Source organism: Klebsiella sp. WOUb02 (genome assembly GCF_050058015.1).
Classification (GTDB): domain Bacteria; phylum Pseudomonadota; class Gammaproteobacteria; order Enterobacterales; family Enterobacteriaceae; genus Klebsiella.
Window position 1 is genome coordinate 3,283,334 of sequence record NZ_CP170110.1, and the last position, 14,165, is coordinate 3,297,498.

The 14,165-nt window shown below is 54.4% G+C and carries 13 protein-coding genes and 3 pseudogenes; 8 read left to right on the forward strand and 8 right to left on the reverse strand.

Annotated features, from left to right (window positions below):
• Positions 1-743: 743 nt before the first annotated feature.
• On the reverse strand, positions 744-1,643 hold the full coding sequence (gene sigJ / locus ABOC21_RS22865) for an RNA polymerase sigma factor SigJ (RefSeq protein WP_426813380.1): 900 nt from the start codon (positions 1,641-1,643) through the stop codon (positions 744-746).
• A 1-nt stretch (position 1,644) separates the two neighbouring features.
• On the reverse strand, positions 1,645-2,088 hold the full coding sequence (locus ABOC21_RS22870) for a carboxymuconolactone decarboxylase family protein (protein WP_095104460.1): 444 nt from the start codon (positions 2,086-2,088) through the stop codon (positions 1,645-1,647).
• Between the two features lie 375 nt (positions 2,089-2,463).
• On the opposite strand from ABOC21_RS22870, the pseudogene ABOC21_RS22875 reads away from it, so the two are divergent.
• A pseudogene (locus tag ABOC21_RS22875) lies at positions 2,464-2,577 on the forward strand (IS110 family transposase); the annotation flags it as partial.
• Here ABOC21_RS22875 and ABOC21_RS22880 read toward each other — a convergent pair.
• On the reverse strand, positions 2,574-2,714 hold the full coding sequence (locus ABOC21_RS22880) for a hypothetical protein (protein ID WP_426813381.1): 141 nt from the start codon (positions 2,712-2,714) through the stop codon (positions 2,574-2,576). The pseudogene ABOC21_RS22875 and the gene ABOC21_RS22880 sit on opposite strands and share 4 nt — an antisense overlap.
• A gap of 419 nt (positions 2,715-3,133) precedes the next feature.
• Between ABOC21_RS22880 and ABOC21_RS22885 the strand changes: the two genes are divergently transcribed.
• Both ABOC21_RS22885 and ABOC21_RS22890 read left to right on the forward strand, forming a co-directional pair.
• Complete coding sequence (locus ABOC21_RS22885) at positions 3,134-4,102, forward strand: helix-turn-helix transcriptional regulator (protein WP_426815564.1); 969 nt, start codon at positions 3,134-3,136, stop codon at positions 4,100-4,102.
• Between the two features lie 195 nt (positions 4,103-4,297).
• Positions 4,298-6,328: a TonB-dependent siderophore receptor gene (locus tag ABOC21_RS22890; RefSeq protein ID WP_426815565.1), complete on the forward strand. Its 2,031-nt coding sequence runs from the start codon at positions 4,298-4,300 to the stop codon at positions 6,326-6,328.
• Positions 6,329-6,428: 100 nt separating this feature from the next.
• Here ABOC21_RS22890 and ABOC21_RS22895 read toward each other — a convergent pair whose 3' ends face one another.
• The 5 genes and pseudogenes from ABOC21_RS22895 to ABOC21_RS22915 form a co-directional block, all read right to left on the reverse strand.
• Positions 6,429-6,629: a LysR substrate-binding domain-containing protein gene (locus ABOC21_RS22895; protein ID WP_426813382.1), complete on the reverse strand. Its 201-nt coding sequence runs from the start codon at positions 6,627-6,629 to the stop codon at positions 6,429-6,431.
• Between the two features lie 85 nt (positions 6,630-6,714).
• Positions 6,715-6,906: pseudogene (locus tag ABOC21_RS22900) on the reverse strand (hypothetical protein); the annotation flags it as partial.
• A gap of 129 nt (positions 6,907-7,035) precedes the next feature.
• The gene (locus tag ABOC21_RS22905; RefSeq protein ID WP_095104466.1) at positions 7,036-7,848 is read right to left on the reverse strand and encodes a MetQ/NlpA family ABC transporter substrate-binding protein; all 813 of its coding nucleotides are present in this window, start codon (positions 7,846-7,848) and stop codon (positions 7,036-7,038) included.
• Positions 7,849-7,865: 17 nt separating this feature from the next.
• Positions 7,866-8,534, reverse strand: coding sequence for a methionine ABC transporter permease (locus ABOC21_RS22910; RefSeq protein ID WP_426813383.1), 669 nt, complete (start codon positions 8,532-8,534; stop codon positions 7,866-7,868).
• Positions 8,527-9,552: a methionine ABC transporter ATP-binding protein gene (locus ABOC21_RS22915; RefSeq protein WP_426813384.1), complete on the reverse strand. Its 1,026-nt coding sequence runs from the start codon at positions 9,550-9,552 to the stop codon at positions 8,527-8,529. Before ABOC21_RS22915 ends, ABOC21_RS22910 begins: the two co-directional genes overlap by 8 nt.
• A gap of 538 nt (positions 9,553-10,090) precedes the next feature.
• Here ABOC21_RS22915 and ABOC21_RS22920 point away from each other — a divergent pair.
• The 5 genes and pseudogenes from ABOC21_RS22920 to ABOC21_RS22940 all read left to right on the forward strand — a co-directional run bounded on the left by ABOC21_RS22920 (position 10,091) and on the right by ABOC21_RS22940 (position 14,032).
• Positions 10,091-10,971 (forward strand): annotated as a pseudogene (locus ABOC21_RS22920) (glycine betaine ABC transporter substrate-binding protein).
• Between the two features lie 9 nt (positions 10,972-10,980).
• Positions 10,981-12,525 carry an HAL/PAL/TAL family ammonia-lyase gene (locus ABOC21_RS22925; protein WP_426813385.1) on the forward strand — a complete coding sequence of 515 codons (1,545 nt, stop codon included), beginning with the start codon at positions 10,981-10,983 and terminating at the stop codon, positions 12,523-12,525.
• The gene (locus ABOC21_RS22930) at positions 12,525-13,148 is read left to right on the forward strand and encodes an ABC transporter permease (protein ID WP_426813386.1); all 624 of its coding nucleotides are present in this window, start codon (positions 12,525-12,527) and stop codon (positions 13,146-13,148) included. Before ABOC21_RS22925 ends, ABOC21_RS22930 begins: the two co-directional genes overlap by 1 nt.
• On the forward strand, positions 13,145-13,777 hold the full coding sequence (locus ABOC21_RS22935) for an ABC transporter permease (RefSeq protein WP_331833680.1): 633 nt from the start codon (positions 13,145-13,147) through the stop codon (positions 13,775-13,777). Before ABOC21_RS22930 ends, ABOC21_RS22935 begins: the two co-directional genes overlap by 4 nt.
• A 12-nt stretch (positions 13,778-13,789) precedes the next feature.
• Complete coding sequence (locus ABOC21_RS22940; RefSeq protein ID WP_426813387.1) at positions 13,790-14,032, forward strand: ATP-binding cassette domain-containing protein; 243 nt, start codon at positions 13,790-13,792, stop codon at positions 14,030-14,032.
• The last annotated feature ends 133 nt before the right edge of the window (positions 14,033-14,165 follow it).

Below are 14,165 nucleotides of genomic sequence, written 5' to 3' on the forward strand. Positions count from 1 at the left end.
TGCTTTTCTGCAGCCGGACTCTCCATCGAACTACGTTCGATTATTCGCCGCCAGCGGCTCCCCCCTGCGGGGCCGGCGCGACAGGCGCGCCGTTCAACGCCTTCGGCGTTAGTCCGAGTCCGGGCACCACTATTCAGAGAACCCAGCCTATGGCTGGGTTTTTGCTTTTCTACAGCCGGACTCTCCATCGAACTACGTTCGATTATTCGCCGCCAGCGGCTCACCCCTTCGGGGCCGGCGCGACAGGCGCGCCGTTCAACGCCTCCGGCGTTAGTCCGAGTCCGGGCACCACAATTTAGAAGAACCAGCCTACGGGCTGGTTTTTTGCTTTTCTGCAGCCGGACTCTCCATCGAACTACGTTCGATTATTCGCCGCCAGCGGCTCACCCCTTCGGGGCCGGCGCGACAGGCGCGCCGTTCAACGCCTCCGGCGTTAGTCCGAGTCCGGGCACCACTATTCAGAGAACCCAGCCTATGGCTGGGTTTTTGCTTTTCTGCGACCGGACTCTCCATCGAACTACGAAGGATTTCGTCTGCGCCAGCACTTCCACTCCGGCACGATGGTTAACCCCGTGACAGTAATGCCAGCCCTGGCATCAGCCCCGTTTCCACACAGGAAATCCACAACCTGCGGCGACGGGAGTGATAAAGCCACTGGCCGTTTTCACTTGCCAGGTTAGGCTCTAAAAACAGAACGTCACGAAACCCGTTGGGTTTTATCCAGTGACTGGAACATTGCATTTTTAGCGCAGGGGTATTTCCCATAAACGTCCGAGTCGTGAAAGCTTGTCCGGGTTGCGTACAATAAATATCTGCGCAAGATAGCCATCGATATCAAGAGCAAAACTGACTGCCGCTACGATATGGTTTTGGTCAAAGAGCAAAACGCCTTGCAGGCCGTTGATGCGCGCAGGTCGCCATTCATAGGTTCGCCAAAACGCAGACAGTTTACCGCCGATGAACTCAAGAACGTCGATTTTGCCGATAATCGGTGTCGGATTGGCGGAAACTTTGCCGCCGCCATCCGCTCTGAGCGCAATATCTTCTGACAGCAGAGCAGAAAGCGGTTTGATATTCCCGGTTTCCACCGCGGCTTTGAAAGAGGCAAGCAACGCTTCCTGCCGTTCCTCTGGAATAACGCTACATACCTGCGGGTGGCCAACCTTTTCCCGCGCACGTGACACCAGTTTACGACAGGTTGCCTCTTCTGCGTCCAAAGTTATGGCAAGATCTGCATAGGGGAGGTCAAAGATATCATGAAGCAAATACGCCGCGCGTTCGCGGGGCGTAAACCTTTCGAGCAGTAGCATAAAGGCCATTGATAGCGATGATGAAAGGTCCAGCATTTGCTGCTCGGATGTTTCAACGGCCATTGTCTGAAGAGGTTCCGGAAGCCAAACGCCGATATAGTCAGTGCGAGCCTGCTGCGCGCCGCGCAGCAGATCAAGGCAGCGACGAGTACAGACCGTAGTCAGCCAGGCAGCTGGATTCAGGATTGTGCGGCGATCCACATGCAGCCACTTAATAAAGGTGTCTTGCACAGCATCTTCCGCATCGGCCAAAGAGCCTAAAATGCGATAGGCGAGGCCGTTCAGAAACGGCCTTCTGGATTCAAACAGATCTGCGTACTTTTCGTCTTGCATATTAATGGCCGGAAATATGGATTCTATTCCAAAGATTTATCATAGTGATATTGGCGGTCAGCGCACTAATTTCCTCCTCAGAAAAGTGCTCACGCAACTCCGCGCGCAGAGGGCCATAATCGGTGTGACGTTCAAGCCGCGTTAGCGCCTCCGTCCAGGCTAACGCCGCCCGTTCGCGAGGCGTGAAATCATCGACATGCCTCCATACTATCAAGCTGTCCAGACGAGCATCGGTTTCACCGTCCTCGCGAGCCTCTTTGGTATGCATTTTGACACAGTAGCCACAGCCGTTGATTTGCGAAGCACACAACAACACGAGATGGTAGATCTTACGTTCCAGACCGTGCGAGTCGATACTGCCATGCACTTTCAGCAAGGCGGAGAAAACATTGGCAATAGTTTGCGAGTGATTTACCGGGGCGGTATTCATTAAAGGTGTCGACATTTCAATTCCTCATTTATGTAGTTAGCACATAAAGATGACGAATGAGAGAGGTGAGTTGTGACCGTCCGGACAATAAAATTTATTAGCTCAGACCTGATCTGACAGTTACCGGTTATTTATACAGGTGCCTTTTCCAGCTCTCAGGAATGAAATCCCCTGAGGCTGACGGGGAATCTTTCGTAGCTTCTTACAATACATCTCACGGATAGTATCGAGGGCGCCATTAAGAGGTAAGGCGGCCGGAGTGCCTCTCAGTTACAGGGCCGAACCGGCAGCAACTGGCCAGTATCCTGCAGCAGCTGGCATCCACAATGTGATATCCAGCGCGTGGCCGTTCAGAAGTCAGAAGGTCATGTAAAACCACATCCATACATTGATAAGGAACGGCGCGGATTTAATAAAACGACCGTGGCGGTCGCTAACAAAAACGCGAGAATAATCTGGTCGATGCTGAGAAATGAGACCGAGTATCAGGCAGTGGGAAGTTAATACCCGGCCAGAAAAGTTGCAGCGTACTGAGAAATGGCGACAGGTTGCACCTGCACAATCGGAACCTGATTTTTATACTGGCCTTTGAGGCCGTCCAGTTGTTGAGGCGATTGCGTGCGGATTACCCATTTGGGCACAGATTTTCCTGATGCCGGATAGATGTAAGTAACAACCCAAAACCAGATTCAGTACTTGCAAAACAGAAGTAGTCCATGGATGTAAAATGTTGCCACGGAAATCCCCATCTTTCTGCAGGCTTCCCCGACGCGGGTGCCGGTTTCAGCGCAAATGCAATCTGTTCTTCGATATAGCGGCTCTTTTTCATGGCAATAAGCCTCTCTGTGAGCAGGAATAAAGACCGGATACTTCAGTTTAGACTGGCACTGTTTTCAGGGAGGAGATCAAGTCCATAAATGACTCTGAGGTGGCTGTTAAACCCGTGGCGATTCAAAAGAACCGCCGATATAAGTGAGAATAATTATCGTTTCCTCTTGTTCGTTATATCTCTTTGGTCTGATAATACTTCACCATCGTTTCCTGATTTCCTGTGACGAATATGACCAACCACCACGCCGCCACGCCGTCGGCGCAATCATTTTTAGTTGAAGACTTCTTAGATTTTGGCGAACGTTATGGAATCGACTACCGTTTCCCGACGCTTTCGTCTCGCAACAGTTGTGATAAAGATCGGCACACTGTCGTACGAGGGAGCGTTGAAGAGACGTTGCTGCCATCAGGTATTCAACTCACCCATTCCCACGTGCAGGTTATGCAGCCGTATGAATCCACTTCGCTGCGTAGTTCACCGATGTGCTCGCTGATCGTTCTGGAGGGTTGCTTACGTATCCGGCTGGGCAAGCGGTATTTTATCGTGCGTCCAGGGATGGCGCTAACCACCCGACTAGGCGAGCAATGGGTGATGAACGTTAGTCATCAGGCGGATGCGCAATTGAAGACGATGGTGCTGGGATTCTCTCCTGAGAGCCTGCAGCTATCGCCAGCAATGGCCGATCTGTTATCCGAATGGGGGCAGATGAAATATCCTTGCTGTCTATGGTCCGTGCCGGAGTATTTACTGGCCGGCATCCATGCGGCCCTGGCGTGCAGCTCCCCGCTCATAACACGCCAGTTGCTGTTGGACGGGGTGGCAATGCAGGTTCTGGGGCATGCAATGATGGCGGAATGCCCGGTATCGCCACTGTTCCCTCCCGGCGAGTGGGGACGGCTTGAAGGCGTACGTCAGCGACTGGAGCAGCAGCCGCAACAGGAGCATACGCTGTACGAGCTGGCGCGCAATGCGGCAATGAGCCCCAGTAGCCTCAGCGCTAAGTTCCGTCAGGCGTATGGCGACTCAGTGTTCGATTACCTGCGTGACCGTCGGCTGGCGCTGGCGTATCAGCATCTACAACAGGGTTACAGCGTCCAGCAGGCGGCCTGGATGTCCGGCTATCAACACGCCACGAATTTTGCCACTGCTTTTCGCCGCCGCTACGGTATCGCACCAAGCGCGGTACGCAATAGTTAACCTTCTTTTGTTGTTGCTCATACATAACTCATCGCCGCGCATAGCCTGAAAACGGCACGATGCAGTGATAATGACGTTTCCTGCGCTTTAAATAATGAGGATTTGATAATGGGGATCGCCTTTACGCTGAAACGTTCTGTTTTTTTGTGTGGTCTGGCAGCCACCGTTCCCTCCTGCGGCTTTGCCGAAGATAACATGACGGTTATTGGCTCTACAGTGGACTCTGCGGATGCACCAACCAGCGGCTACACGGTTACCAGCAGTAAAGGAGCGACCAAAACAGACAAACCGTTGATCACCACCGGGCAGTCGATTTCAGTCATTACCCGTCAACAGATGGAAGATCAAGGCGCTTTAACTGTCAATGAAGCGCTGAACTACACCGCCGGAGCTTTCACCAACTTTGCCGGCGCGGCAACGCGCTATGACACGGTGTCTCTGCGAGGGTTCCACGGTAGCGACGTCGACAACGTTTTCCTCGATGGTCTGCGGCTGATGAGTGATGCCGGTAGTTATAACGTGTTACAAGTCGATCCCTGGTTCCTGGAACGTATTGACGTGATTAAAGGGCCGTCCTCCGCACTGTATGGCCAGACTGTCCCTGGAGGTCTGGTGATGGAGACCTCAAAAAATCCGCTGTTCACAGAACAGGGTCATATACGCCTGCTTGGCGGCAGCAATAACACCAAGGGGGCCGCTTTTGATTACACCAACGCGATTAACGATCAGCTGGCGTTTCGCCTGACTGGACTGACGCGTTCCAGCGATACACAGTACCAGCACACGCGTGAAGAAAAATACGCCATTTCTCCGTCGCTGCTCTGGCAACCCGGTGAAGATACCTCGCTACTACTGCGAGCCTATCTGGAAAAAGCGCCTTCCGGGGGTTACCACAGCGCTGTACCGGGCGAAGGCAGCATTACCGAACATAACGGCTATAAACTGAGTAATGGTTTCTATGATGGCGACAGTAGCCTCGATCAGTTTAAACGCCGCCAGCAGATCTATAGTCTGGCGTTTGCGCATCGCTTCGACGAAACCTGGGCATTCCGCACTAATGCCAGTTATTCCCACTCTAATGTCGATCTCGATCAGGTGTATCAGATAGGCTGGGACTCCAGCAATTCGGACTTGTTGAATCGCTACTATTCCGGCTCGCGATCATCCCTGGACGCCTGGGCGATCGATAACCAGTTGGAAGCGGACTTCAACACCGGTGATCTCCAGCATAAAGTCGTGCTCGGTGCGGAATACCATCAGTACAAAAACGATCTCAGAGACGCGAGCGGCTACGCTAATCAGTTGAACGCCCGTACAGGGGAAGCCGTAGGAGCCCGTTATAATTACGACTTCTATGGCAGTCAGCGGCGTTACTATCAGACGGGGATATATCTGCAGGATGAGGCGGTGTGGAACCGTTGGCATTTGGATCTTTCTGGCCGCTATGACCGCATTGTGTCACAGACGGATACCTACTCAACCGGTGTAAAACACCGCCGTCAGGACGACAATGTCGGCGGCCGAGCTTCATTGCTTTATGCTTTCGACCACGGTATTTCACCTTACGTCAGCTATAGTCAGGCTATTACGCCACAGTCGCTGTCCGGGCAGGACGGCAGTATCCTGAAACCCACCACCGCAGAGCAGTATGAAGTCGGGGTGAAATACCAGCCGGTTGGCACCAGGGATCTCTACAGCATTGCGATGTATGATCTGACCCAGAAAGACGTGGGCAACCGCATCGTACGTGAGGCTTACTACGAGCCGGTAGGGAAAGTGCATTCGCAAGGGATCGAGCTGGAAGCGCATAACCAGCTGACGTCGAATTTGAGCATCATCGCCAGTTATACCTTAAGCCGGGTGCGCTTTAAGGACGCGGTTGACGGCAACGATGGCCACACACCGTACCTGTCCCCCAACTCTATGGCTTCCGCCTGGGGGCGCTACCAGTTTGATTACGGTTTGTCCGCAGGCGCAGGCGTGCGCTACATCGGTAAACAGTGGGCTGATAACGAAAACAGTACCCGTTTAGCGTCTGTCACGCTGATGGATGCTTCCGTACGCGCGGATCTCGGAGCCTGGAACAGCAGTCTGAAAGGAGCCTGGCTACAGGTGAACGCTAATAACTTGACCGATCGTAAATATGTGGCCGCCTGCTACGGTACCGGCTATTGCTACTGGGGAGCTGAACGCGCCATCGTTGCCACCGTGGGTTACGATTTCTGATCTTTAGCGCCTTGAGCCCTTCGATAACCAGGGTATCCATACCTGTAGCTGGAAGGGTCGTTAAGCAGCAAACTGTAACGGTGTGACTGCTCCTCGCTGTTTATGGCGGGAAGCAGTCGCTGTTCAGATATCTTCGCAACTCATCAATAAATGTTCGAACACGCGCTGGTAGATGTCTGCGGCTGGGATATATGACATGGACGGCGAGCTCTGCCGCACTTATTCCCGGCAAAACTTCTACCAGCTTGCCTTCGCTCAGTCTCCGTTTCACAACAAAGGGGGGGCAAGAGTCCGATCCCATTCCTTCCGTCGCTGCGGCCCGGATGGGGGGGAGTTCACCAGCGGGGAGTACATGCAGATGACCGCCGCTCAAAACGTGGCGATGAGTTACGGGCGTTAACCCCCCGATGTGGGCTGATATTTATCGTAGCCCGGAGGTAGGACATTTCGGCGTTGAGAGCCGCCTCAAGGCCGATTTTCTTCAGGAGGAGAGCGAACTGGCTGAGATCTTCAGAGATTTTGAGATTTTTGGCCAGTTCGTTAGCCAGAGCCTGCAACTGTTTTTTTGTCCATAACACAACCTGTTTTTGATGGTGGATTGAACCTATCAAAATCAGGCAATGACACAATCTTATGTACAGCCTCACAAAGCCGGCTTTTCCACGCTATTTCAGTTCCCCCAGTCCGAAACCTCAGACGGTAAAAACTCAGTTACTGACAGGGATCACCGCGCCTTTATACTTAGTGCGGATCCAATCCTGAATCTCTTTTGAGTGCAGCACGGCCACCAGCGCCTTAATATCCGGCTTATTCTCATCACCGCGGTGCACGGTAATAATATTAGCATACGGGTTATTCTCACCGCTCTCTACCGCGATAGGATCTTTAACTGGGTTAAGGCCCGCATCAATCGCATAGTTGGCGTTAATCACCACCGCATCGCCTTCATCATTGTTATACATCTGCGGCAGCAACGCGCCCTCAACGTTAGGCAGGAACTTCAGGTGCTTCGGGTTTTCAACGATGTCGGTAATGCGCGCATCAATCTTGCTCACGCCTGGCTTCAGCTTAATCACGCCCTCTTTCTCAAAGATAGACAGAATCCGCCCCTCTTCCGCCACCGCATCGCGCATAATCACTTTGCCGTTCTCCGGCAGGTCTTTCAGTGACTTAAACTTCCTGGAATAGATACCGATTGGCTCGATATGAATTGCGCCCGCGCTGACAAAATCATAGGTCTTATCGCCCGCGTGATCTTTCAGTACGCTGTTCAGATATGGAATATGCTGGAAATAGTTAGCATCTATATCATGGCTCGCCAACGCAGTGTTCGGCAGGATGTAATCCTGGAACGGTTTGATCTCCAGATCGATACCCTGCTTCGCCAGAATTGGCTTCGCTTGCTCCAGAATTTCAGCGTGCGGTACGTTGGATGCGCCAACGGTCAACGTGTCCGCCCATGCGCTGAGGCTCATGGCACCCAGGGTTGCTGCAGCCAGCAGCGTCAGTGTTTTTTTCATTTAGATTTTCCTAAAAGTTAACGTTTATCGAGCCATGTGGTCAGAACATCACCTAAAAACTGGATGACAAAAACAATCACCAGAATCATTACCGTCGCTACCAGAGTTACATCACCGTGGTTACGTTGAAAACCCTCAAGATATGCCAGATTACCCAGGCCACCTGCGCCAATGACGCCTGCCATCGCGCTGTAGCTCACCAGCGCAATCAGCGTCACGGTAATACCGGAAACCAGGGCGGGCGAAGACTCCGGCAACAGCACGCGGAAAATCAGCGTACTCAACCGCGCGCCCATTGAGCGCGACGCTTCAATCACGCCTTTATCCACTTCGCGCAGGCTAATCTCCACCAGACGGGCATAGAACGGTGCCGCACCTACAATCAGCGCGGGCAGCGCTGCGTTTGCGCCGAGAATGGTGCCAATCAGAGTTTTGGTAAACGGGATCAGCAAAACGATCAAAATAATGAAAGGAATGGAGCGGAACACATTTACCAGAATGGAAATCACGCCGTAGATGGCGCGGTTCTGGAACAGGCCACCGCGCGCAGTCAGAAACAGCGCCAGTCCAAACAGGATGCCAAGCACAAAGGTCGCCAACCCGGAAAGTGCGGTCATATACAGCGTTTCACCGGTGGCTGCCCACAGCTGGTCAACTTTCAAATGCGGGAACAGAGACTCAAACATGTTTTACCACCTCGGTTGAAATTTCATGGGCGTGCAGATCGGCCAGAATGCTTTCCAGCTGCGTGCCAGAGGCAGGAACCTGCAGCCACAGCTCACCAAAGGTGCCGTTGGCAGTTTGCATCATCTTTCCGTGCAAAATATTAAATGGCAGGGCGTACTTCAGTATCAACTCACCGACGATCGGCTGCTGAGTGTTCTGCCCAACGAAGGTCAGTTTCAGCACAGATCCCGCCCCAGCATCCACCAGGTCGGCATTAAACGGAGTATCGGCGCTGCTGTATACGGCGGTCTGTTTCACGAACTGGCGGGTGATTGGCTGCTGCGGGTGGGTAAAGACCGACAATACCTCGCCCTCTTCCACAATGCGGCCCGCTTCCATCACCGCCACGCGATGACAGATTTTGCGTACCACATGCATCTCGTGAGTGATCAGCACAATGGTCAGCTTCAACTTGCGGTTGATATCCAGCAGCAGATCGAGGATCGCGTCGGTAGTCTGAGGGTCAAGCGCCGAGGTAGCCTCATCGCACAGCAGTACATCCGGGCTGTTGGCCAGCGCACGGGCAATCCCCACTCGCTGCTTCTGACCGCCGCTCAACTGGGAGGGATAAGCACGTTCTTTACCGCTCAGGCCGACCAGCTCAATTAGCTCCCGCACCCGGCGCTGGATCATCGCCTTTGGCGCCCCGGCAATTTGCAACGAGAAGGCGATGTTTTCACTGACGGTACGCGACCAAAGCAAATTAAAATGCTGGAACACCATGCTGATTTTCAGCCGTGCCCGGCGCAGCGCTTCGCCGCTGGCCTGAGCAATATCCTGGCCGCTAATCATCACACAGCCGGAAGTGGGTTTTTCCAGGCCGTTCAACAAGCGAATTAGGGTACTTTTCCCCGCACCGCTGTAGCCGATAATCCCGTAAATCTGGCCCTGTTCAACCTGCATACTGACGTTGTCAACGGCGGTAACCTGACCGGAACGGACATTAAATATTTTAGAAACGTTGCGTAAAACTATCATCCATCTCCAGCCTGTTTTCTGCCGTCACATCAGCAAATATATTGATTAATTAAACTGATTATTATATGTGAATTATTGATAGAACTAATTCCCAAATGATATTAAGCAGGAAGGAAACTATTGGAAATGACTGAAATGATATGAATTATATCTATAAAGAATATAAACGTAGCTATTGAACCTCTGGCGTTCTGAAAACAGGGGATTTTGGGACAGGGCTGCAACGAAATGATTGCACCACTGGACGGTGGCGCTGAATGTGGTATCAGACCGGCATTTGCACTTCTATGAATTCCTATTTTTTGATTCAACAGGCGGGCGTAAAAAGTCTTTCCGATAGACAACTGGAATAACCCTCAGCTGCCTGAAACGCCTATCTGGAGTACTTATTTAGCGAGGAGAGAATCAACAGAGCTTGCTTTGCAATTTTCGTTATAAGAAAGAATGAATTTCTATTTCATCCCTCATCCTTATGCTGCTAGCTTCGCTGGTTTGTATATACAAGTAAATTCATGCTTTTTTTTCGGAGATACCGGGGATGAACATAAAAAACAAACTGGCAGCATCCTGGCTGGCGCTGGGTCTGATTACCGTGCAGGCGCAGGCAGCAGATTTCGTTGTTGGCAGTAAAAACTTTACCGAACAATATATCCTGGCGGAAATTTATGCCCGGGCGCTGGAGCAGTCGGGCCTCTCCGTTGAGCGTAAAACAAACCTGGGCGGAACCTTAATCGCCCACGCGGCTCTGCTGAAAGGCGAAATTGATATGTATCCGGAATATACCGGTACGGCGCTCAGCGCGGTGGTGAAAGGCACTCCCTCCTCCGACGCCGCACAGGTATTTAAACAGGTCAGCGACGCCTACCAGCAGCAATACCATCTTACCTGGCTACAGCCTGCCGGCGTGAACAACGGCTACGCCTGCTGGTTAGCAAACAGACGGCAGAAAAATACCACCTGAAAACGCTCTCCGATCTCGCTAAAGCCGCTCCGCAACTGACTATTGGGGCAGGCGCAGAGTTTGGCGATCGCCAGGACGGTCTGAAAGGGCTGGAGCAAACCTATGGCATTAAATTTAAAGCCTTCCGCCAGTTTGCCAAAGTCGGCCTGCGTTACGACGCCCTTGCTGCCGGGCAAATCGACGTAGCAAACGGCTTTGCCACCGACTGGCAAATCGCTGAAAACCAGTACGTTGCGCTTGACGATGACAAACACCTCTTCCCTCCTTACGAAGTTGCGCCGGTTGTGCGCAACGCGGCACTGCAGGCGCATCCCCAGGTTCGCGACATTTTAAATAACGTCAGCCAACTGCTTGATAACGCCACCATGCAAAAACTGAATGCGGAAGTGGAAAAGAATAAAGAAGAACCGAGCGATGTGGCGGAAGACTTTTTGCGCAAAAAGGGCCTAATCAAATAGGGTACGATCGTGACAACGACACTTATGCTGGGTGATGTACCGCTCACGCTTGAAGACGTGCGGGCAGTCGCCGACTGCGGCCAGACTGTCGCGCTGGGAACGCAGGCGCAGCAGGCCATTGGCGCATCTTTTGATTTTCTGATACGCAGCATCAGCGCCGGAAAGCGTATCTATGGCGTCACCACCGGACTCGGCGCAAATGTCGATACCACGGTACTGCACGCGCAGGGCGGCCGCCACGATGAGGATCTGCTGCAGGCAATTCAGCGGCGAATCCCGCTGGCGCGGGCAGTGGGCGTAGGGCCGCAGGCAACGCCTGCACAGGTCCGCGCGATAATGCTGGCGCGTCTTGCGGGCCTGGCACAGGGCGCATCGGGCATTTCTTTGCCCGTGGTGCAGACGTTGCTGGCCTTTCTCAACGAAGGTATTCATCCCCGAGTTCCGCTTATCGGTTCGATCGGCGAAGCGGATCTCGCGCCGCTGGCGCATATCGGCCGTGCGCTCGTTGCCGATGGCGAGGCCGAATATCGGGGCTCGGTGGAATCGGTCTCCACATTGCTGAACCAGACTGGAGTGGCGCCTGCACCGCTGCGCGGAAAAGACGGGCTGGCGCTTGTCTCATCCAATGCCGCAAGCGTCGGCCTCGGTGCGCTGCTTCTGCTGGATATAGCCCGGTTAATAAACGCTCACGCGGGTGCCATAGCGCTCTCGTTTGAATCGTTTCGCGCCAACGTTACGCCGCTAACGCCCTGGGCGGCGCGAATGCGCCCTGCGCCGCAGCAGGCAGAAACCGCCGCCTGGCTGCTGTCGCTTCTGGATGGCAGCCCGCTGCTCCAGCCCGACGGCACACGCGCCTTGCAGGATCCGCTCAGCTTCCGCTGCGTCGCACCGGTGCTGGCCTGCGTGCGCCACGCCTGGCTAAATGCGCGCGCGGCGGTCGAACTGGAACTCAACAGCGCCGACGACAACCCCGGCCTGCTGGCAGAGCCGGAACTGGTGCTGGCAAATGCCAATTTTGACGTCACGCATCTGGCGCTGGCGCTGGAAAGCCTCGGGCTGGCCCTCGCCCGCCATGCCACGTGCAGCGGTGAACGCATCATGAAACTGATGTCGCCCGCCGCCAGCGGCCTGCCGCGTTTTCTCACCCGCCACACCGGGCAGACAGGTTTCGCCACGCTGCAAAAAACGGTTTCCGCACTGGTCAGCGATATCGCGCACCATGCCCAGCCGCTCTCCCCACTGACAATACCGGTGGCCGATCGGGTTGAAGATTACGCCTCGCAGGCAATGGGCATCGTAGCCAAAACCACGCGACTCATGGAAAGCCTACGCTATCTGGTAGCAATTGAACTTTTGGTGGCTGCGCAGGCGCTGGATCTTCAGGAGGCCCCGCAGCCCGGGCGCTATGCAGCGGCGCTACATGACAAAATCCGCGCCCGGGTGGCGCCGCTGGATGAAGACCGCGCCAGCGCTGGCGACATTTCCATTCTGGCCGACGCGATAATGCAGCCGGAATGGCTTGCAAGCCAGGCCGTATTGCTGGAGACATCCTGATGCGCTGGGCGACACGACACTATGACGACATTCTACTGGCGCTCTGGCAGCACCTGGTACTGGTCGGCGCCGCGATGCTGATGGCGTTCGTTATTTCGCTGTTTCTCGGCATTACCACCGCCCGCCGCCCGCGGCTGTACGCGCTGGTGATGACGGTAACCGGCATGATTTTTTCCATTCCTGGGCTGGCGCTATTCGCCCTGCTCATTCCGTGGCTCGGCATCGGCATGCTGCCGGCTATCGTCGGATTGACGGCCTATGCGCTGATGATCCTCACCCGCAATATTGCTGCCGGTTTTCACGCTGTTCCGCTGGACGTCCGCGAAGCAGCGCGGGGAATGGGGTACGGCACCTGGCGCAATCTGCGCGAGGTGGAGCTGCCGCTGGCGCTACCGTTCATCATCACCGGCCTGCGCATTACCACCACCACGCTTATCGGCATCGCTACGGTCGCGGCATATATCAACGCCGGTGGGCTTGGCTCGATTATTCTCGCCGGGCTGGATCAGCGCTATCCGGAGAAAATATTTATCGGCGGCGGATTAACGTCACTGCTGGCGATCGGCGCGGATCTGTTTTTTGTCCGGCTCCAGCGGCGTATTTCACAAGGGAGAAGCCAATGATAACGCAGGCATGGCAATGGGTGCTGGATAACCAACCGCTGTTCTGGCAGGCGGTGTGGCAGCATCTGACGATGTGTGGGCTTGCGCTCAGCATCGCCCTGATTATTGCGATCCCGACGGGTGTGCTGATCGCAAACCTCCCTCGCCTCGCCTTTATCATCACCAGCGGCACCAGCACGCTGCGGACGATCCCAAGCCTTGCGATCCTTGCGGCAGTTATGCCGTTTCTCGGCATTGGCCTGCTGCCCTCGGTCGTCGCGCTGGTGGTGCTGGCCGTGCCGCCGATTTTGCTCAACACGTGCACCAGCATTCAGTCCGTTAACCCGGATACGCTCTCAGCGGCGCACGGCATGGGGCTCACCCCCTGGCAGGTAACAGGCAGAATCGTGCTGCCTTTGGCGGCCCCCGGTATCCTCGCCGGCTGTCGTACCGCCGCCGTACAGGTGGTCGGCGGAGCGGCACTGGCGTCATTTATCGGCGGCGGCGGTCTGGGTGATTTTGTCACCACCGGCATTGCCATCATGGACATGTCGCGCCTGTTAGTAGGCGCGGTGCCAATTATTCTGCTCGCTGTGGGTATCGAAGCGCTTTTCGCCCTGCTGGAGCGTCTGTTTTATCGACCTGGTTAAAGGGCTAATCTAATGATTAAACTGGAAAATATTAGCAAAATTTATCCCGGTTCGCCGCGTAAAGCGCTTGACGATCTCTCCATCACGTTTGAAGAGGGAACCACCACGGCCCTGATTGGCCCTTCCGGCTGCGGCAAAACCACCACCATGCGCCTAATTAACCGCCTGGAACAGCCCACCTCCGGGCGTGTCTGGGCAACCGGACTCTCCATCGAACTGCGTTCGATTTTTCTTTATTCCGCTGTAGGGACATAGCTGTTCTGTGCTAGCCCTGTCAGCACCCCGCTCCCCCATGTCCCTACAGCGTAACTGCTTTGCGAAGCCCTGCCTTACTTGCCTGTCAATCGAATGCCACCTGAAACTATTTTTCCCCCATCACCGGCGTAAG